This is a genomic window from Bacillus cereus group sp. BfR-BA-01309, from assembly GCF_022664315.1.
Taxonomy (GTDB): domain Bacteria; phylum Bacillota; class Bacilli; order Bacillales; family Bacillaceae_G; genus Bacillus_A; species Bacillus_A mobilis.
Genome location: NZ_JAKUHE010000002.1, coordinates 1 through 24,701, shown reverse-complemented (window position 1 = coordinate 24,701; position 24,701 = coordinate 1). Strand labels below are relative to the sequence as shown.

The window sequence follows — 24,701 nt, the reverse complement described above, 5'->3', positions numbered from 1 at the left end:
ACCCTCTTCTTAAGGGGGTCTTTTTACACTTTTAGGCATACGTCTGCTTGCTGGAGGGTATGAATGATGTTTAAAAACTTTCCTTTTTTTAAAAGTAAAAAGGTCGCATCGTTTGATCATCTCGTTGAAAAAGTGAAAAAAGGATATATCCCAGAACATATTGCCATCATTATGGATGGTAATGGAAGATGGGCAAAGAGGAGAGCGATGCCTCGTATTGCGGGACATCATGAAGGCATGCAAGTTGTAAAGAAAATCACAAAATTTGCAAGCAAACTTAATGTAAAAGTATTAACTCTTTATGCTTTTTCAACTGAGAACTGGAAAAGACCTAAAAAGGAAGTTGACTATTTAATGAGGCTTCCAGAAGAATTTCTAGGTACATTTTTACCAGAATTGATTGAAGAGAACGTACAAGTCCGAGTAATAGGACAACAAGATCGTCTTCCTACGCATACACGCAGAGCGATGGAAAAGGCCATGGAAGATACGAAAGAGAATACGGGATTAATTCTTAATTTCGCGTTAAACTATGGAAGTCGAGATGAAATCGTTTCTGCTGTGCAACATATGGTGAAAGATAGTGAGGAAGGAAAAATTCGTGTTGAAGATGTAAGTGAAGAAATGCTTTCTTCCTATTTAATGACGAGTTCTTTACCTGACCCAGAGTTGTTAATCCGTACGAGCGGAGAGCTACGTATTAGTAATTTCATGTTATGGCAAATTGCATATTCGGAATTTTGGTTTACAGATGTGTATTGGCCAGATTTTACCGAGGAACATTTGCTAAATGCGATTACAGACTTTCAGCATAGAGGGCGCAGATTCGGAGGCGTGTAGAAAGAGAGGGTTTGGTAGTGAAACAGAGAATTATTACTGGAGTGGTTGCTGCCGCGCTATTCATTCCCATCGTAATTTACGGTGGCGTGCCTTTTACGGTTTTAGTGTATGCACTTGCTTCTATAGGTTTATATGAATTAATTCGTATGAATAAGCTTACGCTTATTTCAGTACCAACAGTTTTAGCTGCAGTATTATTATGGATTATTTTAATTCCAAGTAGTGCATCAGAACTGTTTACGCAGATTGGATTAGGTAAATTAGAGATCACATTTGTGATTGTTTTATTACTTTTATCATATACAGTCCTTTCTAAGAATACATTTACTTTTGACAATGCTTCATTTTTACTAATGGCAACAGCATATGTTGGAATGGGATTCCTATATTTGAATGAAACGAGAATATTAGGAATTAAATATGTGTTTTGTGCATTATTTGTTATATGGGCTACTGATTCAGGCGCATATTTCGTAGGAAAAGCATTAGGAAAAAGAAAATTATGGCCAGAAATAAGTCCTAATAAAACAATTGAAGGTTCATTAGGCGGCATCGTTTGTGGAATTGTTGTGGCAGTTGTTTACAATATGTTCTTCCCAGTTGAGGCTAATGTAGGGATTTTAATTGTGTTGACAATTATCATTTCTATTTTTGGACAAATTGGCGATTTAGTACAATCTGCATTTAAGCGTCATTACGGCGTAAAGGATTCAGGTACAATTTTACCTGGGCATGGTGGTATATTAGATCGAACAGATAGTTGGTTATTTGTTTTACCAATTCTCTACTTCTTATTACAATATAATTAATAAATGAACGAGGGGTTGGAGTCATGAAAAACATTAGTTTATTAGGTGCAAGCGGATCAATTGGTACACAAACTTTAGATGTATTACGCTCGCACCCAGACCAATTCCGTCTCGTTGCTTTTTCTGTAGGGAAAAATATTGACTACGCAGTAAAGGTAATTCAAGAATTTTCTCCGCAAATCGTCTCTGTGCAAAGAGAGGAAGATGTTTTAAAATTACAAGCTGTTTCTGGAAATACAAAAGTTGTATATGGTAGTGAAGGGCTTTTAGAAGTGGCATTACATCCAGATGCGGAGATTGTAGTAAATGCTGTTGTAGGTAGCGTAGGGTTGTTACCAACACTTCGTGCAATTGAGGCGAAAAAAACAATTGGAATTGCAAATAAAGAAACGTTAGTAACTGCAGGGCATCTTGTACTGGAAGCAGCGCGAAAACATAATGTTTCGTTACTTCCAGTAGATAGTGAACATTCAGCTATTTTTCAATGTTTGAATGGTGAAAATGAAAAAAGAATTTCTCGATTAGTTATTACGGCTTCTGGTGGAAGTTTCCGTGATAAAACGAGAGATGAATTGCATCATGTGACCGTAGAAGATGCGCTTCGACATCCAAACTGGTCAATGGGTTCGAAAATTACAATTGATTCTGCTACAATGATGAATAAGGGGCTAGAAGTAATTGAAGCACATTGGCTTTTTGGTATCCCTTATGAGCAAATCGATGTTGTTTTACATAAAGAAAGTATTATCCATTCTATGGTTGAATTTGAAGATCGTAGTGTAATGGCACAGCTTGGCTCACCTGATATGCGAGTACCAATTCAATACGCACTTACATATCCTGATCGATTGCCTCTTTCAGACACAAAACAGTTAAACTTATGGGAAATAGGAACGTTGCATTTTGAGAAAATGAACCAAGAACGATTCCGTTGCCTACGTTTTGCGTATGAAGCTGGAAAAGCAGGTGGAAGTATGCCAGCTGTAATGAATGCAGCGAATGAAGTAGCTGTTGAAGCTTTTTTACAAAAGAGAATTGGTTTCTTAACAGTGGAAGACCTCATTGAAAAAGCAATGAACCATCACAATGTCATTGCACGTCCGAGCTTAGAGGAAATTCTGGAAATTGATGCAGCCACAAGACGGTTTGTGATGGAACAAATTTAGCAAAGGTGGTTATGGAATTGAATACAGCGATTGCCTTTATATTAATTTTCGGTGCACTCGTATTTTTCCATGAGCTAGGGCATCTATATTTCGCAAAAAGAGCAGGTATTTTATGCCGTGAGTTTGCGATTGGTTTTGGTCCGAAAATATTCTCATTTGAAAAGAATGAAACGGTGTATACGATTCGATTACTGCCCCTTGGTGGCTATGTAAGAATGGCTGGCGAGGATGCAGACACAGTTGAGTTAAAGCCTGGTAAAAAGGTTGGCCTTGTATTAAATGAAAAAGACGAAGTTGCGAAATTAGTTTTTGATGGATATGAAAAGTATCCAAATGTTCGCGTCATTGAAGTCGAACAAGCTGATTTAGAGCATAATTTAACAATTTCGGGCTATGAAGAGTACGAGGAAGAGCTTCAAACATTCCGAGTGAATGAAAAGGCTCGTATCATTACTGCTGGTGAAGAAATTCAAATTGCTCCGTATAATAGGCAGTTCGGCTCCAAGAAATTGGGTCAACGTGCTTTAACAATCTTTGCGGGTCCTGCGATGAACTTCATTTTAGCATTTGTTATTTTTGTGATTCTTGGATTTGTACAAGGTGTTCCCGTTGACAAGCCAATGGTCGGAAAAGTAATGGAGAAAAGTGCAGCACAGCAAGCTGGATTAAAAGAAAATGATACAATTCAAGCAATCGATGGGAAAAACACAAGTACATGGAAAGATGTTGTTTCTATTGTACGTGAAAATCCAAATAAAGAAATTACGTTACAAGTAAAGCGTGATAGTGAACAGTTTAATGTGAAAGTAACGCCAACGCTCGATAAAGAAGGTAAAGAAGAAGTTGGTAGAATTGGTGTTTACTCTCCAGTAGAGAAAACAGTAATGGGTTCTATTAAATCAGGTTTTGAACAAACATACCAATGGACGAAACTAATTTTTGAGTCTCTTGTGAAATTAGTAACTGGTCAATTCTCTATTAATGAGTTGTCAGGTCCAGTAGGAATTTATAATCTAACAGATCAAGTTGTAGATTATGGATTTACACGTGTATTAAGTTTAGCAGCAGTTTTAAGCATTAACCTTGGTTTATTTAATTTACTACCAGTCCCTGCTTTAGATGGTGGACGTTTGTTCTTCTTCTTAATTGAGGCGTTACGAGGGAAACCAATTGACCGCCAAAAAGAAGGCATGGTTCACTTTATTGGTTTTGCATTACTAATGTTACTAATGTTAGTTGTAACTTGGAATGACATTCGTAAGTTTTTCTTGTAAAATAAAGTGAAACTTATAATGAAATAGAGATCGTAGAATAAAATCCCTCACCTAACTCGAGGTGAGGGGTTTTACTGCGTATAAGAGTAAAATGAAGAGGTGCGAATAAATGAAACAAAGTATGGTATTCAGTCCTACATTACGTGAAGTTCCAGCTGATGCGGAGATTAAGAGTCATCAGTTATTACTTCGTGCAGGTTTTATGCGTCAAAATGCTTCAGGTATTTATAGTTTTCTACCATTTGGTTTAAAAGTACTACACAAAGTAGAACGTATCGTTCGAGAAGAAATGGAGCGCGCAGGTGCTGTAGAATTATTAATGCCAGCGATGCAAGCTGCAGAATTATGGCAAGAGTCAGGCCGTTGGTATTCTTACGGATCTGAATTAATGCGTATGAAAGATCGTAACGCTCGTGAATTCGCATTAGGAGCGACACATGAAGAAGTAATTACGGATCTTGTACGTGATGAAGTGAAGTCATATAAAAAATTACCGTTAACATTATACCAAATTCAAACAAAATTCCGTGATGAACAAAGACCTCGTTTCGGTTTATTACGTGGAAGAGAGTTTCTAATGAAAGATGCATACTCTTTCCATGCTACACAAGAGAGCTTAGATGAAGTGTATGATCGTTTATACAAAGCATACTCTAACATTTTTGCTCGTTGTGGCTTGAATTTCCGTGCGGTTATTGCTGACTCTGGAGCAATGGGCGGAAAAGATACACATGAATTTATGGTATTATCTGATGTTGGTGAAGATACAATTGCATACTCTGATACATCTAATTATGCAGCGAACATCGAAATGGCTCCTGTTGTAGCTACGTATACGAAGAGTGACGAAGCAGAAAAGGCACTTGAAAAAGTAGCAACACCGGATCAAAAAGCAATTGAAGAAGTATCTACATTCTTAAACATTGAAGCTGACAAGTGTATTAAGTCTATGGTATTTAAAGTAGATGAGAAATTAGTAGTTGTACTTGTTCGTGGTGATCATGAAGTCAACGATGTAAAAGTGAAAAATGTATACGGTGCTTCAGTTGTTGAGCTTGCTTCTCATGAAGAAGTGAAAGAACTATTACATTGTGAAGTTGGTTCATTAGGACCGATTGGTGTAACAGATGACATCGAAATTATCGCTGACCATGCTGTAGCATCAATTGTTAACGGATGTTCAGGAGCAAACGAAGAAGGATTCCATTATGTAAATGTAAATCCAGAACGTGACTTTAAAGTAAGTCAATATACAGATTTACGCTTCATTCAAGAAGGAGACCAGTCTCCGGACGGAAACGGAACAATTCTTTTCGCACGCGGAATTGAAGTTGGTCATGTATTCAAATTAGGAACACGTTATAGTGAAGCAATGAACGCAACATTCCTAGATGAAAACGGAAAAACACAACCACTTATTATGGGTTGTTACGGTATCGGTGTATCTCGTACAGTGGCAGCAATCGCAGAGCAGTTTAATGATGAGAACGGCTTAGTTTGGCCAAAAGCTGTTGCACCATTCCATGTGCATGTAATTCCAGTAAATATGAAATCTGATGCGCAACGTGAAATGGGTGAAAACATCTACAACTCATTACAAGAGCAAGGATATGAAGTATTACTAGATGATCGTGCAGAACGTGCAGGTGTTAAATTTGCAGATGCAGATTTATTCGGCCTTCCAGTTCGTGTGACAGTTGGTAAAAAAGCAGACGAAGGTATTGTAGAAGTGAAAGTACGTGCTACAGGCGAGTCTGAAGAAGTGAAAGTAGAAGAACTTCAAACATATATTGCAAATATTTTAAAATAAGAAGAGGTACCTCGCAATGAGGTACCTTCTCTTTCTTTGTAAACGTATTTTGTAAAAGAAGAAGGGAGAAATCTTTCTTTGTAGTACGTTTCAATTTATAATAGCAAATGGAAGGAGAGTGCTTATGTCTTTAACAAATGAACAACAAGAGCGATTTCAAATTTTGCTCCAGCAGTTGCAAATACCAGATGACCTTATAAATCAATATTTACAAGGCGGTGGTATTGAAAGGCTCGTTATTGATAAAGCGAATAAAAGTTGGCATTTTGATTTACAAGTGCCACGTATTTTGCCTACAGAATTATATGAATTGCTAGAAACAAAGCTTAAGCAATCATTTTCTCATATTGCAAGAACAACATTTGCATTAGAAGCAGAGAATAAACAATTTACAGAAGAAGAAGTGAGGGCGTATTGGCCGCTTTGTACGGAACGAATTACATTTTCACCTATGTTTGCTTACTTAAAGAAGCAGCTTCCGCAGGTGAATGGAGTGAAGTTGCTAATAAATGTGAATAACGAGCTGGAATCTACCGCTTTAAAGAAAAACGTTGCGAAACCAGTAGGAGATCAATACGAAGCTTTTGGATTCCCGCGTTTTCAGTTAGACACACATATACAGCAAAATACAGAAGAAATGCAAAAGTTTCGTGAGCAAACGCAGCAAGAAGACCGTGAACGTGTTATACAAGCTATGGAAGAAATGGCGAAGAAGCAAGCTGAAGAAAGTAGCGTTGTGCATGAAGGACCGGTTGTGCTTGGGTATCTTATTAAGCCAGATGAAGAGATTACACCGATGCGAGAAATTCAAGATGAAGAAAGAAGAAAAACAGTTCAAGGGTATGTCTTTCATGTAGAAACGAAAGAGCTTCGTAGTGGCCGTACGTTATTAACTTTAAAAATAACAGATTATACGGATTCAATTATGATCAAAATGTTCTCACGTGATAAAGAAGATATTCCTATGCTGCAATCCTTGAAAAAAGGAATGTGGGTGAAAGCGCGTGGTTCTGTTCAAAATGATACGTTTGTTCGAGATTTAGTAATGATTGCAAATGATATTAATGAAATAACAGGACCGTCTCGTAAAGATAAAGCGCCAGAAGGTGAAAAACGTGTAGAGCTGCATCTTCACACACCGATGAGCCAAATGGACGCTGTTACTCCTGTTTCTAGACTTGTTGCTCAAGCAGGTAAATGGGGACATGAGGCAATTGCTGTTACAGACCATGCTGTTGCGCAGTCTTTCCCAGAGGCATATTCTGCGGGAAAAAAGGCTGGGGTTAAAGTTATATATGGTGTAGAAGCGAATTTAGTTAATGATGGTGTACCAATTGCATATAACGAAGCGCATCGTTTACTTGCAGAGGAAACGTATGTTGTTTTTGACGTTGAGACGACAGGTTTATCAGCTGTATATGATACTGTTATCGAGTTAGCGGCTGTAAAAGTAAAAGGCGGCGAAATTATTGACCGCTTTGAATCGTTTGCAAATCCGCATCAACCATTATCTGCGACGATTATTGAATTAACAGGTATTACAGATGATATGTTAACGGATGCACCAGAAGTGGACGAAGTGTTTAAAAAGTTTGAAGAATGGATGGGCGACCATACACTTGTTGCGCATAACGCAAGTTTTGATATGGGCTTTATTAACGTAGGTTTTAAAAAGGCTGGATTAGAAAAAACGAATAATCCTGTTATTGATACGTTAGAACTTGCAAGATTCTTATTCCCAGAAATGAAAAACCATCGATTAAATACGATGTGTAAAAAGCTTGATATTGAATTAACGCAACATCACCGTGCGATTTATGATACAGAAGCAACGGGATACTTACTTGTGAAAATGTTAAAAGATGTGATTGAAAAGGGATTTGAATATCACGATCAATTAAATGATAGCATGGGGCAAGGGGATGCGTATAAGCGTGGACGTCCAAGTCATATGACGTTACTTGCCACATCAGATGTAGGATTGAAAAATTTATATAAACTTGTTTCCTATTCTCACCTAAATTACTTTTACCGAGTACCACGAGTACCAAGGTCACTATTAAAAAAATATCGCGAAGGAATTTTAGTAGGAACGGCTTGTGATAAAGGTGAAGTGTTTGAGGCGATGATGCAAAAAGCGCCTGAAGAGGTAGAAGAAATTGCGCAGTTCTATGATTACATTGAAGTAATGCCTCCAGAGGTGTTACGTCATTTAGTAGAGCGTGAACTTGTTCGAGATGAGGGACAGTTAAAAACAATTATTTCTAATTTAGTAAAACTTGGTGAGACGTTAGATAAACCAGTTGTTGCTACAGGAAACGTGCATTATTTAGATCCAGAGGATGGAATGTATCGCAAAATTTTAGTTAGTTCGCAGGGCGGAGCCAATCCGTTAAACCGACATTCATTACCGCCTGTACATTTCCGTACAACGGATGAAATGTTAGAGTGTTTTTCATTCTTAGGTGAAGACGTTGCGAAAGAAATTGTTGTAACGAATACACAAAAGGTTGCATCATTAATTGGTGATGTTCATCCAGTAAAAGACGATCTATATACACCGAAAATTGAGGGTGCAGATGATGAAACGCGTGATATGAGTTATAAAATGGCGCGTAGCATTTATGGTGAAGAGTTACCTGAAATTGTAGAAGCGCGTTTAGAAAAAGAATTAAAAAGTATTATTGGGCATGGATTCGCCGTAATTTATTTAATTTCACATAAGCTTGTGAAAAAATCGTTAGTAGATGGATATCTAGTAGGTTCGCGTGGATCGGTAGGTTCATCATTCGTTGCAACGATGATGGAAATTACAGAAGTAAATCCATTACCACCACACTATGTATGTCCGAAGTGTAAGCAATCAGAATTCTTTAATGATGGTTCTGTAGGTTCTGGTTTTGATTTGCCGGATAAAGAATGTCCGGCATGTAATGTTCCATACGTGAAAGATGGACATGATATTCCGTTCGAAACGTTCCTTGGATTTAAAGGAGATAAGGTACCCGATATCGATTTGAACTTCTCCGGGGAATACCAACCACGTGCCCATAACTATACGAAAGTACTGTTCGGTGAAGATTATGTATACCGTGCGGGTACAATAGGTACAGTTGCGGAAAAAACTGCTTATGGGTATGTAAAAGGTTATGCAAATGATCATAACTTAACGATTCGAAATGCAGAGATTGACCGCTTAGTATCAGGATGTACCGGTGTAAAACGTACGACTGGACAGCATCCAGGTGGTATTATCGTTGTGCCAGATTACATGGATATTTTTGATTTTTCACCAATTCAGTTCCCGGCAGATTCAATAGGTGCTGAGTGGAGAACGACACACTTTGATTTCCACTCGATTCATGATAACTTATTGAAACTTGATATACTAGGACACGATGATCCAACTGTTATTCGTATGTTACAAGATTTAAGCGGTATTGATCCGAAAACAATCCCAACAGACGATCCGGAAGTAATGAAAATTTTCTCAGGACCTGAATCGTTAGGTGTAACGGAAGAACAAATTAACTGTAAAACAGGTACACTTGGTATACCAGAGTTTGGTACGAAATTCGTAAGGCAGATGTTAGAAGAGACGAAGCCTACGACATTCTCTGAGTTAGTCCAAATTTCAGGACTATCGCATGGTACGGATGTATGGCTTGGTAATGCCAACGAGTTAATTTATAACGGTACATGTACGCTGAGTGAAGTTATCGGTTGTCGTGATGACATCATGGTATATTTAATCTATCAAGGTTTAGACCCATCATTAGCCTTCAAAATCATGGAGTCGGTTCGTAAAGGTAAAGGTGTACCAGAAGAATGGGAAGAGGACATGAAAAGTAATAATGTACCGGGTTGGTATATTGATTCATGTAAGAAGATCAAGTACATGTTCCCTAAAGCCCATGCGGCTGCTTACGTACTTATGGCTGTACGTATTGCATATTTTAAAGTGCATTTCGCGCTTTTATTCTATGCGGCATACTTTACAGTTCGTGCAGATGACTTTGACGTAGAGGCGATGGCGAAAGGCTCAGCATCTATACGTGTAAAAATTGATGAAATTGCACAAAAAGGTTTGGATGCAGCGCCGAAAGAGAAAAGTTTATTAACAGTACTAGAAATGACACTTGAAATGTGTGAGCGTGGATACTCATTCCAAAAGGTTGATTTATACCGTTCGCATGCAACAGAATTTATTATTGATGGGGATTCTTTAATTCCTCCATTTAATGCAGTGCCTGGACTTGGTACAAACGCAGCTTTAAGTATTGTAGAAGCACGCAAAAATGGAGATTTCTTATCAAAAGAAGATTTACAGCAGCGCAGTAAGGTTTCGAAAACAATTATTGAGTATTTAGATAGTCAAGGTTGCTTAGGCGATCTACCTGATCAAAACCAGTTATCACTGTTCTAGTAGGTAGGAAAAGTCTTTGCAAATCAACATTTGCTATGGTATACTATTAACCGAGATAACCATGTCATGTATATTGTGTAAAAAAAAGAGTGGGGAAACCCACTCTTTCGTGTTACTATCTACGTTTTATTGATGTGGAGAGGTAAGAAATTTCTGTCGTATATACATATTTTGTTACAAGTTTTACTTCTTAAATTTGGTAATACTAAGACAGATATTCCCTGCTTAACGGCAGGGGCTTTTGTTAGCTAACGAGAAAGAATAAGATAAACCGTTTTATGGACGGAGTCTTTTCTTGTAAATGGTACATGGCGGCAGGAAGGAGGCTGTTTATGGATAAGAAAGTCACAGAAGTTGTAGAAGCATTTGCGCAGCCAATCGTTGAAGAGTTAAATCTTGAACTTGTAGATGTAGAGTATGTGAAAGAAGGACAAGACTGGTTCTTACGCGTATTCATCGATTCTGACAAAGGAGTCGACATTGAAGAATGCGGTGCGGTAAGTGAACGTTTAAGCGAAGCTTTAGATAAAGAGGATCCAATTCCTCATCTTTACTTTTTGGATGTATCATCTCCTGGAGCGGAACGCCCATTAAAGAAAGAGAAAGACTTCCAGCAAGCGGTAGGAAAACAAGTGGCAATTAAAACATATGAGCCGATTGATGGTGAAAAAATGTTTGAAGGAAAACTACTTTCCTACGATGGTACTACAATTACACTATTATTAACAATTAAAACACGTAAAAAAGAAATCCAAATTTCAATGGACAAAGTTGCAAATGCGCGACTTGCTGTTACGTTTTAGTTAGAAGGGGGATCTTCATGAGCACTGAGTTGTTAGATGCCTTGCTCGTATTAGAGTCAGAAAAAGGAATTAGCAAAGATATTATTATTGATGCGATTGAAGCAGCGTTAATCTCTGCTTATAAACGCAATTTTAACCAAGCACAAAACGTTCGTGTGAGCTTTAACCCAGAAGTGGGAACAATTCAAGTATTAGCACGTAAAGACGTTGTTGATAATGTGTTTGATCCACGTCTTGAAATTTCTGTTGAAGAAGCAAGACAAATTAATCCAAACTATCAAGATGGTGACGTACTAGAAATTGAAGTAACACCAAAAGATTTCGGTCGTATTGCAGCACAAACTGCAAAACAGGTTGTAACACAACGAGTGCGTGAAGCAGAGCGTGGTGTTATTTACTCTGAGTTTAGTGACCGTGAAGAAGATATTATGGTTGGTATCGTACAACGTCAAGATGCTCGTTTCATCTATGTAAGCTTAGGGAAAGTAGAAGCTTTATTACCTGTAAGTGAGCAAATGCCAAACGAACAGTACAAACCACATGATCGTATTCGTGTATTCATTACGAAAGTAGAAAAAACAACAAAAGGACCACAAATTTACGTATCACGTACACATCCTGGTCTTTTAAAACGTTTATTCGAAATGGAAGTTCCTGAAATTTATGATGGAACTGTTGAAATTCGTTCTGTAGCACGTGAAGCAGGCGATCGTTCTAAAATTTCTGTACATGCAGAGAACATTGATGTTGATCCAGTAGGTTCTTGTGTAGGACCAAAAGGACAACGTGTACAACGCATTGTAGACGAACTAAAAGGCGAAAAGATTGACATCGTTCGCTGGTCAAATGATCCAGTAGAATATGTTGCAAATGCTTTAAGCCCATCACAAGTTGTTAAAGTACTTGTAGATGAAGAAGAAAAAGCAACAACAGTTGTTGTTCCAGACCACCAACTGTCATTAGCTATTGGTAAGCGTGGACAAAATGCACGTCTTGCAGCTAAATTAACAGGTTGGAAAATTGATATTAAGAGTGAGTCTGATGCGAAACAACTTGGTATTGTAACAGAAGAAGATAGCGTAATCGCATTCGGATTCGATTCAGTTGAAGACGAAATCGAATAGAGGTGATGAGTATGAGCAATCGAAAAGTTCCGTTACGAAAATGTGTTGCAACGCAAGAAATGAAATCAAAACGAGAGCTCGTTCGCATTGTTCGTTCCAAAGAGGGAGAAGTGTCCATTGATTTAACTGGAAAGAAATCAGGACGAGGTGCTTATTTATCAAAAGATAAAGAAAGCATTCTTCAAGCCCAAAAGAAAAATGTTTTGGAACATCATCTAAAAGCGAAAATCGACGGTTCTCTATACGAAGAGCTTCTTGAGCTTGTTGAGAAGGAGTCGAAATAAGTGTCCGATTGGAAATCGTTTTTAGGACTAGCAAACCGGGCTCGGAAAATTATTTCGGGTGAAGAACTTGTTTTAAAAGAAGTACGAAGTGGCAAAGCAAAGCTTGTATTGCTATCTGAAGATGCGTCAGCAAATACTACAAAACGCATCATGGATAAAACGACGTATTACAACGTACCAATGAGAAAGGTCGAAAATCGACAACAATTAGGGCATGCGATTGGGAGAGATGAGCGAGTCGTTGTAGCTGTGTTAGATGAAGGCTTTGCGAAAAAGCTGCGTAGCATGCTCGATACAAATTACCGGGGGTGAAGGTATGAGTAAAATTCGAGTGCATGAATATGCAAAACAACATAATATCTCAAGTAAAGATCTTATGACAAAACTAAAAGAAATGAATATCGAGGTTTCGAATCATATGACAATGTTAGAAGATGAAGTAGTAAATAAATTAGATAATGCGTATCAAACTGAAAAACCTTCTGTTGCAGATGAGTTTGAAGTAGAAGAAAAAGTTGTTCGTAGTAAAAAGAACAGCAATAAGAAAAAGAAAAAAGGCAAAGGAAATGAAGACAAACGTCAAGATAACTTTGCTGGAAGACAACAAACACAAACTGTAGAAACACCAGATAAAATTACTTTCTCTGGAAGTCTTACAGTAGGTGAGCTTGCTAAAAAATTAAGCAAAGAGCCGTCTGAAATTATTAAGAAGCTCTTTATGCTTGGAATTATGGCAACAATTAACCAAGACTTAGATAAAGATACAATTGAATTAATTGCTACTGATTATGGTATTGAAGTAGAAGAAGAAGTAGTTGTAAGCGAGACTGAATTCGAAACATTCATCGATGAGCAAGACGATGAAGAGAACTTAAAAGAACGTCCAGCTGTAGTTACAATTATGGGACACGTTGACCATGGTAAAACAACTTTACTTGACTCTATCCGTAATTCAAAAGTAACTGCAGGCGAAGCAGGTGGAATTACTCAGCATATTGGTGCATACCAAGTTGAAGTAAATGACAAGAAGATTACATTCTTAGATACGCCTGGTCACGCGGCATTTACAACGATGCGTGCTCGTGGTGCGCAAGTAACAGATATTACAATCCTTGTTGTTGCAGCTGATGACGGTGTTATGCCTCAAACAGTTGAAGCGATTAGCCATGCGAAAGCAGCTGGAGTACCAATTATTGTAGCTGTGAATAAAATGGATAAACCAGCGGCAAATCCTGATCGTGTAATGCAAGAATTAACAGAATATGAATTAGTTCCAGAAGCTTGGGGCGGAGATACAATTTTCGTACCAATTTCTGCAATTCAAGGTGAAGGAATTGACAACTTATTAGAAATGATTCTTCTTGTAAGTGAAGTTGAAGAATATAAAGCAAATCCAAACCGCTATGCAACTGGTACTGTAATTGAAGCACAGCTTGATAAAGGTAAAGGAACTATCGCGACATTACTTGTTCAAAACGGTACACTTCGAGTTGGAGATCCAATCGTTGTTGGTACTTCATTCGGACGTGTTCGTGCAATGGTAAGTGACATTGGTCGTCGTGTAAAAGTTGCTGGACCATCAACTCCTGTTGAAATTACAGGTTTAAACGAAGTACCACAAGCGGGAGATCGTTTCATGGCATTCGCTGATGAGAAGAAAGCTCGTCAAATCGGTGAATCACGTGCACAAGAAGCGTTACTTGCTCAACGTGGTGAGAAATCTAAATTAAGCCTTGAAGATTTATTCCAACAAATCCAAGAGGGCGATGTAAAAGAAATTAACTTAATTGTGAAAGCAGACGTACAAGGTTCTGTAGAAGCAATGGCAGCGTCACTTCGTAAAATTGATGTTGAAGGTGTTAAAGTTAAAATTATCCATACAGGCGTAGGTGCGATCACAGAATCTGATATCATTTTAGCTTCTGCATCTAATGCAATTGTAATTGGATTTAACGTACGCCCTGATGTGAATGCGAAGCGTACAGCTGAATTAGAGAATGTTGATGTTCGTTTACACCGTATTATCTATAAAGTAATCGAAGAAATCGAATCAGCAATGCAAGGTATGCTGGATCCAGAATTCGAAGAAAAAGTAATCGGTCAAGCGGAAGTACGCCAAACATTCAAAGTAACAAAAGTTGGAACAATCGCAGGTTGTTACGTAATTGACGGTAAAATTACACGTGATAGTGGCGTGCGTATTATCCGTGATGGCGTAGTAATTTTCGAAGGACAACTTGATACGTTAAAACGTTTCAAAGACGACGTAAAAGAAGTTGCACAAAACTATGAGTGTGGTATTACAATTGAGAGATATAATGATCTTAAAGAAGGGGACATCATTGAAGCGTACATTATGGAAGAAGTGAAGCGATGATTATCGCTTCACTCTCATTCGAGTGTATGATTTACGATGTGCATTCTTTAAAAGAGAAACGAGCAATTTTGCAACGGGTGCTAACTCGTGTGAAGCAGCGTTATAATGTAGCTGTTTCAGAAGTAGGGCATCAAGATGTATGGCAACGTACAGAAATTGCAATTGTTTCTGTATCCTCTAATCGTGTTATTTGTGAAAAAGAAATGAATCGTGTACTCGAGTACATCGATTCATTTCCTGAAATTGAACGTACAATAACACAATTGGAATGGTATTGAATGAGGTGAAGAGTTATGAAATTACGTGCAAACCGTGTAGGCGAGCAAATGAAAAAAGAATTAGGCGACATCATCAGTCGTAAAATTAAAGATCCACGTGTCGGATTTGTTACAGTAACAGATGTACAAGTGAGTGGGGATTTACAAATTGCTACAGTATATATTTCTGTTTTAGGTGATGAAGAACAGAAAGAAAGTACATTAAAAGGTTTAGCGAAGGCAAAAGGCTTCATTCGTTCAGAAATTGGCCAACGTATTCGTCTTCGTAAAACACCGGAAATTTCCTTTGAATTTGATGAGTCTATCGGATATGGTCATCGAATTGATACACTTTTACATCAAATTAATAAAGACGATAAACGTGAAGAATAATGGATAGACATTTGTCTATCCATTTTTTCAATGCAAAATAAATTTTGGATAATTATTATGAAAGAATTATGATGAGGTGAACATATATGGAAGGTGTAGTATTATTACATAAGCCAAAAGGCATGACATCACATGATTGTGTATTTAAATTAAGAAAGATATTGCGTGAGAAACGAATTGGTCATACAGGAACATTAGATCCAGATGTAACAGGAGTATTACCTATTTGTGTGGGACGAGCAACGAAGATTGCACAATTTTTAACAAGTGAGACGAAAACATATGAAGGTGAAGTAACACTTGGATTTTCAACAACAACTGAAGATGCTTCTGGTGAAGTTGTTGAAACGAAACATGTAGATCGCGTTATTACTCGTAAGGAAGTAGAAGGGGCTCTTGCTGCATTAACAGGTACGATTGAACAAATGCCTCCGATGTTTTCGGCTGTAAAAGTTAACGGGAAAAAATTATATGAATATGCAAGAGCAGGACAAGAAGTTGAGCGTCCAGTTCGTACAATTACAATTCATGAATTTGTATTACTAGATGACCGTGAAGTGTTTGAGGGGGAAAATATTTCATTCCGTTTCCGTGTAACGTGTAGTAAAGGAACATATGTAAGAACGTTAGCAGTAATGATTGGTGAAAAACTTGGTTTTCCATCACATATGTCTCACCTTGTAAGAACAGCTTCTGGAGAATTTTTATTAGAAGATTGCATATCATTTGAAGAAATTGAAGAAAACGTGCAAAATGGAACAGTAGAGTCTATCTTCATTTCGATTGATGAAGCATTAAGTAAGTTCCCGAAAATTGTTGTAGATGAAAAGCAAGCAGAGAAAATAAAGAATGGTATGTTCTTAAAAAATGAATTGCAAATAACAGCACCATTTATAACAGTGTTTGATAAAAATGATCGCTGCCTTGCAATTTTTGAGCACCATCCAAAACACCCTGGTATGCTAAAGCCGATGAAAGTACTTGTGAATAATCAAGAACTAAAGCTATAATGAATTATTGGAAGGATTATTACAGAAAAAGGTGAATTCAAGCGTGAAACTTATTCATTTAACTCATCCACATGAACAAAATAAATTAGAATTACCACCGACTGTAATGGCATTAGGATTTTTTGATGGCATTCATTTAGGACATCAATGTGTAATTCGAACTGCGAAACAAATAGCGGATGAACGGGGATATAAAAGTGCAGTTATGACATTTTATCCGCACCCATCTGTTGTTTTAGGGAAAAAGGAAGCCCATGCGGAGTATATTACACCAATGTGTGATAAAGAAAAAATAGTCGAAAACTTAGGGATCGATATATTATATGTTATTAAATTTGATGAATCGTTTGCAGGCTTATTGCCACAACAATTTGTAGATGATTATATTATTGGTTTAAATGTAAAGCATGTAGTAGCAGGGTTTGATTATTCATATGGACGTTTAGGAAAAGGAAAGATGGAGACTTTACCATTTCATGCAAGAGGGGAGTTTACACAGACTGTGATTGAAAAAGTTGAATTTCAAGAAGAGAAAGTAAGTTCTACAGCATTACGAAAGTTAATTCGAAATGGCGAAATGGAACAAATTCCATCTATTTTAGGCAGAGCATATACAGTAGGGGGAACGGTTGTACACGGTGATAAACGTGGACGTCAAATTGGTTTTCCTACAGCAAATGTAGGTTTAAGTGATGAGTATCTATTACCACCTGTAGGTGTTTATGCAGTGAGATTAAAGGTTCACGATGAATGGTACGATGGTGTATGTAATATTGGATATAAACCAACTTTTAAAGAAGATGAGCGTCAATTATCTATTGAAGTGCACTTATTTGAATTTAACAAAGACATATATGATCAAAATGTTACAGTAGAGTGGCATATGCGTATAAGAGAAGAGAAGAAATTCAATGGCATCGATGAGTTAGTTGAACAAATCGCAAAAGATAAGAAAACAGCACAAGAATATTTTGCGAACGAAAAGAATATACTTGCTTTTTCAAATGAAAAGTAGTATTCTATGTTATGTACTTTATGACAACCATTGCTTGGCATTGCGACTCACCGACGCTTGCTAGGTAATTGGGGGTTTAATTAATAGGAGGTGAAATAGGATGGCTTTAACACAAGAGCGTAAAAATGAAATCATTGCACAATTTAGAACTCATGAGACTGATACTGGTTCTCCAGAGGTTCAAATTGCTGTCCTAACGGAGCAAATTAACACTCTAAACGAGCACTTACGTACTCACAAGAAAGATCATCATTCACGTCGTGGTCTATTAAAGATGGTTGGTAAACGTCGTAACTTACTAACTTACCTTCGTAATAGCGATATCACACGTTACCGTGAATTAATCACAAAGCTTGGCTTACGTCGATAGTCAAAGAAGCGGGAATATTCCCGCTTTTTTGTTAGGTAAAAATATATCTTCTACCCTTTATAGCTTACTTCATTTTCGGTAATACTAGAGGTAGAATATTGTGATATACTATCCATTTACATAGAAGAATTGAATACTTTAAATTGAGAGGGGTACTTAAATGAGTCAAGAAAAGCAAGTCTTCTCGATAGATTTAGCTGGTCGCCAGCTAACAGTTGAAACAAGTCAGCTTGCGAAGCAAGCGAACGGAGCAGTATTAGTAAGATATGGCGATACAGCGGTTCTATCTACAGCAACTGCATCAAAAGAACCAAAAAATGTAGATTTCTTCCCACTTACAGTAAACTATGAAGAGCGTTTATATGCAGTCGGAAAAATTCCTGGCGGTTTCATTAAACGTGAAGGTCGTCCAAGTGAAAAAGCAATTTTGGCAAGTCGTTTAATCGACCGTCCAATTCGTCCACTTTTCGCAGATGGTTTCCGTAACGAAGTACAAGTTGTCAGCATTGTAATGAGTGTTGATCAAGATTGTTCTTCTGAAATGGCAGCTATGCTTGGTTCTTCATTAGCGTTATCGATTTCAGATATTCCATTTGAAGGTCCAATCGCGGGTGCAACAGTTGGTCGTATTAACGGCGAATTCGTTATTAATCCAACAGTAGAACAGCAAGAGCAAAGTGATATTCACCTTGTTGTAGCTGGTACGAAAGATGCAATTAACATGGTTGAAGCAGGAGCAGATCAAGTGCCTGAAGAAACGATGTTAGAAGCAATTATGTTTGGACATGACGAAATTAAACGTCTAATTGCATTCCAAGAAGAGATTGTACAAGCTGTAGGTAAAGAGAAATCAGAAGTGAAACTTTATGAAGTTGACGCTGATCTTAATCAAGCTGTACGTGAAATGTCTGAGAAGGATATGCATTCTGCAATTCAAGTACATGAGAAACATGCACGTGAAGATGCAATTAACGAAGTGAAAAAGCGTGTAATTGAGCATTACGAAGCGCAAGAAGCTGACGCTGATACATTGGGACAAGTAAATGAGATTTTATATAAGATTGTAAAAGAAGAAGTACGTCGTCTTATTACAGTTGAAAAAATCCGCCCAGATGGCCGTAAAGGTGACGAAATCCGTCCATTAGCATCAGAGGTTGGCATTTTATCTCGTACACACGGTTCTGGTTTATTCACACGTGGACAAACACAAGCATTAAGTATCTGTACATTAGGTGCATTAGGCGATGTACAAATTTTAGATGGTCTTGGTGTAGAAGAATCAAAACGCTTTATGCACCATTACAACTTCCCATCATTTAGTGTTGGTGAAACAAGACCGATGCGTGGACCAGGTCGTCGTGAAATTGGTCACGGTGCACTAGGAGAACGTGCTCTTGAACCTGTAATTCCATCTGAAAAAGATTTCCCATATACTGTACGTCTTGTATCTGAAGTTTTAGAATCAAATGGTTCTACTTCACAAGCAAGTATTTGTGGTAGTACTTTAGCAATGATGGATGCTGGTGTTCCACTTAAAGCTCCAGTTGCAGGTATTGCAATGGGTCTAGTTAAAACTGGTGAGCATTACACAATTTTATCTGATATTCAAGGTATGGAAGATCATTTAGGTGATATGGACTTTAAAGTAGCAGGTACAGCAAAAGGTGTTACTGCACTACAAATGGACATTAAAATCGATGGTCTATCTCGTGAAATTTTAGAAGAGGCATTACAACAAGCGAAAGTTGGTCGTGTGCACATTCTAAATCATATGTTATCTGTTATTGCAGAGCCACGTACTGAATTATCAGCTTACGCTCCAAAGATTATTACAATGACAATTAACCCAGATAAAATCCGTGACGTTATTGGGCCGAGCGGTAAACAAATCAATAAAATTATTGAAGAAACTGGCGTTAAAATTGATATCGAGCAAGATGGTACAGTATTCATTTCTTCAATAAATCAAGAAATGAATGGCAAAGCTAAGAAAATTATCGAAGATATCGTTCGCGAAGTACAAGTAGGTGAAATCTACGAAGGAAAAGTGAAACGTGTTGAGAAATTCGGTGCTTTCGTTGAACTATTCAGCGGTAAAGATGGATTAGTGCACATTTCTGAACTTGCACTTGAGCGTGTAGGTAAAGTAGAAGACGTTGTGAAGATCGGTGATGTAATTACAGTTAAAGTTATCGAGATTGACAAGCAAGGTCGTGTGAATCTATCTAGAAAAGTATTGCTAAAAGAAGAGCAAGAAAAAGAAGCTGCTAAAGAAGAAAACAAACAAGAGCAGCAATAAGTAAAAGCCAGTTGAACTGGCTTTTTTTGTTATGTAAAAAATATGATTTATATATATTTTTATGTCAGTTTAGGTATAGTTTTCATTATAACGCTCAAATTAACAAAGATAAGAAGAAAAAGGTATTTATATAGTTAATGGGAGGGTTTATATGAAAGCTCGTATATTGGCATACATATGTATATTTTTTTTATATGTCAGTGTAGGCTCTTATTCCGTTTTTGCACAGGATAACTTGTATGAAGAAATTCAAAAACATGCAAAACAATATGAGATTGCACCTCAAAATGCGATGATTGATAAAATATGGAAAGCAACACCGGGATATAATGGAAGACAAGTTGATATCGAAGCATCCTATAATAATATGAAGAAGCTGAAGAAATTTGATCAAAAAAATCTTGAATTCAAGGAAGTATCACCGAGTGTTCACTTAAAAGATTTATCACCAGCTCCAATTTATAGGGGACATCCAAATAAAAAGATGGTGGGATTAACAATAAATGTGGCATGGGGAAACGAGTATTTGCCGCGTATATTAGAGATATTGAAAAAACATGATGTGAAGGCGACTTTCTTTTTAGAAGGACGCTGGGTGAAAGAAAATTTGCGATTTGCAAAAATGATTGTCGATGCAAATCAAGAAGTTGGAAATCATTCTTACACACACCCTAATATGAAAACGTTATCGTCTGATGAAATACGAGATCAGTTACTAAAAACAAATCGAATGATTGAAGTTGCAACGAATCAAAAGGTGAGATGGTTTGCCCCGCCGAGTGGAAGTTTTCGGGATGAAGTCGTTAAAATTGCTGATGATTTTCAAATGGGAACGATCATGTGGACTGTCGATACAATTGATTGGAAACGACCTGATCCAGATGTACTATTGCAGAGAGTAATGAGAAAAATACATCCAGGTGCTATCGTATTAATGCATCCAACTTCATCTACAGCAGAAGCATTAGATACAATGATTACAAAATTGAAGGAACAAGGATATCGAGTAGGGAATATAACAGAATTACTGGATGAAAAACGTGTGGATTAAATACATTTGCATGACATTCATCCTTAAACTTGTTATCATTAAATAATAGCAATTATTTAGAGAAACTGGCAGTAGGAGGAAAGTTTTTGATTAAAAAATATACTTGTAAAAATGGTGTAAGAATCGTTATGGAGAATATACCAACCGTAAGATCGGTTGCGATTGGTATTTGGATCCATGCGGGATCAAGAAATGAAAATGAAAAAAATAATGGGGTTTCCCACTTCTTAGAGCATATGTTCTTTAAAGGGACGGAAACACGAAGTGCACGCGAAATTGCAGAATCATTTGATAGCATTGGTGGGCAAGTGAATGCTTTTACTTCAAAAGAATACACTTGTTACTATGCAAAAGTGCTAGATGAGCATGCTAAATATGCTTTAGATGTATTAGCAGATATGTTCTTTAATTCAACATTTGATGAGGAAGAACTGAAAAAAGAGAAGAATGTCGTATGTGAAGAAATTAAAATGTACGAAGATGCTCCAGATGATATTGTGCATGATATGTTAACGAAAGCAACATATGAAACGCATCCGCTTGGATATCCTATTTTAGGAACTGAAGAAACGCTTGATACATTTACAGGTGATACGCTACGTCAATATATAAAAGATCATTACACACCTGAAAATGTCGTTGTTTCAGTTGCAGGAAATATTGATGAAGCCTTTTTACAAACGGTAGAGCAGTATTTCGGTAGTTATGAAGGAACAACAAACCGTGAACAAGTACATAGCCCAATTTTCCATTTTAATAAGGTAGCACGTAAAAAGGAAACAGAACAAGCTCATTTATGTTTAGGATATAAAGGCTTACAAATGGGACACGAAGATATTTATAACTTAATTGTATTAAATAACGTTTTAGGCGGTAGTATGAGTAGCCGTTTATTCCAAGAAGTACGTGAGCAACGCGGGTTAGCCTACTCAGTATTTTCTTACCATTCTTCTTATGAAGATACAGGTATGTTAACGCTGTATGGTGGAACAGGTAGCCAACAATTAGATACACTGTATGACACAATGCAGGAAACATTAGAAACATTGAAAAATACAGGTATTACAGAAAAAGAGCTTATTAATAGTAAAGAGCAATTAAAAGGAAACTTAATGTTAAGCTTAGAAAGTACGAATAGCCGTATGAGCCGCAATGGTAAGAATGAATTGCTACTTCGTAAGCATCGTTCACTTGATGAGATTATTGAAAGTGTAAACACTGTAACGAAAGCAAATGTTGATGAGTTAATTCGTAACATGTTTACAGATGAATTCTCTGCAGCATTAATTAGTCCAGATGGAAAACTTCCAAAAGGAATAAAACTATAATTGCTTTATATAAAGTATGTAAAAATAACCGTATCTCTTTTAAATGAGATACGGTTATTTTTTTTGGATATACAGAATAGGTACTAATTATGGATAACTTACATTCATAACTTCTGTAGGGGGAGAGCGTATGCGATTAAGTGAATTAAGCGGTAAAGAGATCGTAAATTTAGAAAGAGCCGAAAAAATGGGGGTTCTAGGTTATGTGGATTTAGAAATTGATGAGAAGGATGGTCAAATACAGGCTCTTATCATACCTGCTGGGAAATGGGGAGGCTTTAAAAAGGAACCACAAGAAGTAAGAGTCACGTGGAGCCAAATTAAGAAAGTAGGGCATGATATGATCCTTTGTGATATTACAGATCGTCCAAATTCGAAGTGAAAGATGGCCATTTTGGTCATCTTTTTTTGCGCATTCCCCGCAGAGTATTAGCTCACATGAATCGAGCTTTTACGGGCAATCAATTTCCTACATAATGTCCTCTCATATGCGGAATTTTGAGGGGAGGTCTTTCTGCATACAAAGAGCGGGATCAATCATGTGTGCTTTTTGTTTTTCAATCACCTAAAACCCGTACATTACATATGATGTGGAGGAAAAAGAAAAAGTAGGCACTTTTCTTATAAATGACAGAAAAAGAAGGTGAATTAGGGAATGTTGACTGAGATGCATATTGCTGTCATAGGAGGAGATGCAAGACAGCTAGAAGTAATTCGCAAGCTAGTTGAATTGGATGCGAAACTTTCATTGATAGGGTTTGACCAGTTAGATCATGGCTTCACAGGGGCAGCAAAAGAAAGTATACAAAATTTAGATTTCACTTCTGTAGATGCAATTATTTTGCCAGTTGCAGGTACAAATGCCAAGGGAGAAGTAGATACTATTTTTTCAAACGAGAAAGTTTCTATAACGAAAGAACAAATTGAAAATACACCAGAACACTTTACTATATATTCAGGTATTGGCACGCCTTACTTGGAAAATCTCGTATCTACTACAAACCGAAAACTCGTTAAATTATTTGATCGTGATGATGTCGCAATCTACAATTCTATTCCGACTGTAGAAGGTACATTAATGATGGTAATTCAACATACCGACTATACAATTCATGGTTCCAATGTAATGGTTTTAGGATTTGGTAGAACCGGGATGAGTGTTGCCAGAGCGTTTCAATCATTAGGAGCCCATGTCAAAGTTGGAGCAAGACGATCGGAACATATTGCACGTATTACAGAAATGATGTTTTCTCCTTTTCATATGCAAGATATTGAGAAAGAAGTAGGGAATATCGATATTGTCATTAATACAATTCCGCATCTCGTTGTGACAGCGAATGTCATTTCAAAAATGCCGGCCCATACGTTAGTAATTGATTTAGCTTCTAAACCAGGCGGTACCGACTTTAGATATGCGGAAAAAAGAGGAGTTAAAGCGCTGTTAGCACCTGGATTACCAGGTATTGTTGCTCCGAAAACAGCGGGACAAATTTTAGCGAACGTTCTTTCTCAGTTATTAGCAGAAGATGTAATCGCAAGAAAGGAGAATGGAGAATGATTTTAAAAGGGAAAAGAATAGGGTTTGGTTTTACTGGTTCACATTGTACGTATGAAGAAGTAATGCCTCATTTAGAAAAATTAATTGCTGAGGGAGCAGAAGTACGTCCCGTTGTTTCTTACACTGTTCAATCAACAAATACGAGATTTGGAGAAGGGGCAGAGTGGATTAAAAAGATTGAAGAAGTAACAGGCTTTAAAGCGATTAATTCAATCGTTGGGGCAGAACCACTAGGACCTAAAATCCCACTAGATTGCATGGTAATTGCACCACTAACCGGAAATTCTATGAGTAAATTTGCAAATGCAATGACAGACTCCCCAGTATTAATGGCAGCGAAAGCGACGCTAAGAAATGGCAAGCCTGTCGTATTGGCTGTTTCGACGAATGATGCTTTAGGGCTTAATGGAGTAAATCTAATTACACCAACAAGGTGACGACAAAGCATAAACGCTTATATGTCGCCATCTTGAGGGAGCTTAGGATAAAGCACAAGTTCGAAATCAT

At 37.3% G+C, this 24,701-nt stretch carries 21 protein-coding genes and 1 pseudogene; all 22 read left to right on the top strand.

Going from position 1 to position 24,701, the window contains the following annotated elements; genetic code table 11:
- Positions 1-63: 63 nt before the first annotated feature.
- Positions 64-840, top strand: a complete 777-nt coding sequence (gene uppS, locus MR115_RS03640) for an isoprenyl transferase (RefSeq protein ID WP_000971311.1) — start codon at positions 64-66, stop codon at positions 838-840.
- 17 nt (positions 841-857) lie between these two features.
- Positions 858-1,649 carry a phosphatidate cytidylyltransferase gene (gene cdsA / locus MR115_RS03635; RefSeq protein WP_000813582.1) on the top strand — a complete coding sequence of 264 codons (792 nt, stop codon included), beginning with the start codon at positions 858-860 and terminating at the stop codon, positions 1,647-1,649.
- Positions 1,650-1,672: 23 nt separating this feature from the next.
- Complete coding sequence (gene dxr / locus MR115_RS03630; RefSeq protein WP_242240014.1) at positions 1,673-2,815, top strand: 1-deoxy-D-xylulose-5-phosphate reductoisomerase; 1,143 nt, start codon at positions 1,673-1,675, stop codon at positions 2,813-2,815.
- 17 nt (positions 2,816-2,832) lie between these two features.
- Positions 2,833-4,089 (top strand): RIP metalloprotease RseP, encoded by a 1,257-nt coding sequence (rseP, locus tag MR115_RS03625; protein ID WP_061678200.1) that lies wholly within the window; start codon positions 2,833-2,835, stop codon positions 4,087-4,089.
- Positions 4,090-4,198: 109 nt separating this feature from the next.
- Positions 4,199-5,899, top strand: a complete 1,701-nt coding sequence (locus MR115_RS03620; RefSeq protein WP_242240012.1) for a proline--tRNA ligase — start codon at positions 4,199-4,201, stop codon at positions 5,897-5,899.
- 124 nt (positions 5,900-6,023) lie between these two features.
- Complete coding sequence (locus tag MR115_RS03615) at positions 6,024-10,325, top strand: PolC-type DNA polymerase III (protein ID WP_061678198.1); 4,302 nt, start codon at positions 6,024-6,026, stop codon at positions 10,323-10,325.
- 332 nt (positions 10,326-10,657) lie between these two features.
- Complete coding sequence (gene rimP / locus MR115_RS03610; RefSeq protein ID WP_063260411.1) at positions 10,658-11,128, top strand: ribosome maturation factor RimP; 471 nt, start codon at positions 10,658-10,660, stop codon at positions 11,126-11,128.
- Between the two features lie 17 nt (positions 11,129-11,145).
- A complete protein-coding gene (gene nusA / locus MR115_RS03605; RefSeq protein WP_000102596.1) occupies positions 11,146-12,252 on the top strand; it encodes a transcription termination factor NusA in 1,107 nt (368 codons plus the stop codon).
- Between the two features lie 11 nt (positions 12,253-12,263).
- Positions 12,264-12,536 (top strand): RNase P modulator RnpM, encoded by a 273-nt coding sequence (gene rnpM, locus MR115_RS03600; RefSeq protein ID WP_000071127.1) that lies wholly within the window; start codon positions 12,264-12,266, stop codon positions 12,534-12,536.
- Positions 12,537-12,848: a YlxQ family RNA-binding protein gene (locus MR115_RS03595; RefSeq protein WP_001286520.1), complete on the top strand. Its 312-nt coding sequence runs from the start codon at positions 12,537-12,539 to the stop codon at positions 12,846-12,848.
- Positions 12,849-12,852: 4 nt separating this feature from the next.
- Complete coding sequence (infB, locus tag MR115_RS03590; protein WP_061678197.1) at positions 12,853-14,913, top strand: translation initiation factor IF-2; 2,061 nt, start codon at positions 12,853-12,855, stop codon at positions 14,911-14,913.
- Positions 14,910-15,191, top strand: coding sequence for a DUF503 domain-containing protein (locus MR115_RS03585; protein ID WP_000582364.1), 282 nt, complete (start codon positions 14,910-14,912; stop codon positions 15,189-15,191). Before infB ends, MR115_RS03585 begins: the two co-directional genes overlap by 4 nt.
- A 15-nt stretch (positions 15,192-15,206) precedes the next feature.
- On the top strand, positions 15,207-15,563 hold the full coding sequence (gene rbfA, locus MR115_RS03580) for a 30S ribosome-binding factor RbfA (RefSeq protein WP_000776444.1): 357 nt from the start codon (positions 15,207-15,209) through the stop codon (positions 15,561-15,563).
- Between the two features lie 86 nt (positions 15,564-15,649).
- Positions 15,650-16,573, top strand: a complete 924-nt coding sequence (truB, locus tag MR115_RS03575; protein ID WP_063260410.1) for a tRNA pseudouridine(55) synthase TruB — start codon at positions 15,650-15,652, stop codon at positions 16,571-16,573.
- A gap of 43 nt (positions 16,574-16,616) precedes the next feature.
- Positions 16,617-17,588, top strand: a complete 972-nt coding sequence (ribF, locus tag MR115_RS03570) for a bifunctional riboflavin kinase/FAD synthetase (protein WP_000766716.1) — start codon at positions 16,617-16,619, stop codon at positions 17,586-17,588.
- 100 nt (positions 17,589-17,688) lie between these two features.
- Positions 17,689-17,958, top strand: coding sequence for a 30S ribosomal protein S15 (rpsO, locus tag MR115_RS03565; RefSeq protein ID WP_001229392.1), 270 nt, complete (start codon positions 17,689-17,691; stop codon positions 17,956-17,958).
- Between the two features lie 160 nt (positions 17,959-18,118).
- A complete protein-coding gene (gene pnp, locus MR115_RS03560; RefSeq protein WP_242240009.1) occupies positions 18,119-20,257 on the top strand; it encodes a polyribonucleotide nucleotidyltransferase in 2,139 nt (712 codons plus the stop codon).
- Positions 20,258-20,408: 151 nt separating this feature from the next.
- Positions 20,409-21,308: a polysaccharide deacetylase family protein gene (locus MR115_RS03555; protein WP_071721397.1), complete on the top strand. Its 900-nt coding sequence runs from the start codon at positions 20,409-20,411 to the stop codon at positions 21,306-21,308.
- An 86-nt stretch (positions 21,309-21,394) separates the two neighbouring features.
- Positions 21,395-22,636, top strand: coding sequence for a M16 family metallopeptidase (locus MR115_RS03550; protein ID WP_000593004.1), 1,242 nt, complete (start codon positions 21,395-21,397; stop codon positions 22,634-22,636).
- 130 nt (positions 22,637-22,766) lie between these two features.
- Positions 22,767-23,018 (top strand): YlmC/YmxH family sporulation protein, encoded by a 252-nt coding sequence (locus MR115_RS03545; RefSeq protein WP_060631972.1) that lies wholly within the window; start codon positions 22,767-22,769, stop codon positions 23,016-23,018.
- A 273-nt stretch (positions 23,019-23,291) separates the two neighbouring features.
- Entirely contained in the window at positions 23,292-24,194 is a 903-nt protein-coding gene (dpaA, locus tag MR115_RS03540; RefSeq protein WP_000954736.1) for a dipicolinic acid synthetase subunit A, read from the top strand.
- Positions 24,191-24,616: pseudogene (gene dpaB, locus MR115_RS03535) on the top strand (dipicolinate synthase subunit B); the annotation flags it as partial. The gene dpaA and the pseudogene dpaB, both read left to right, overlap by 4 nt.
- Between the last annotated feature and the right edge of the window lie 85 nt (positions 24,617-24,701).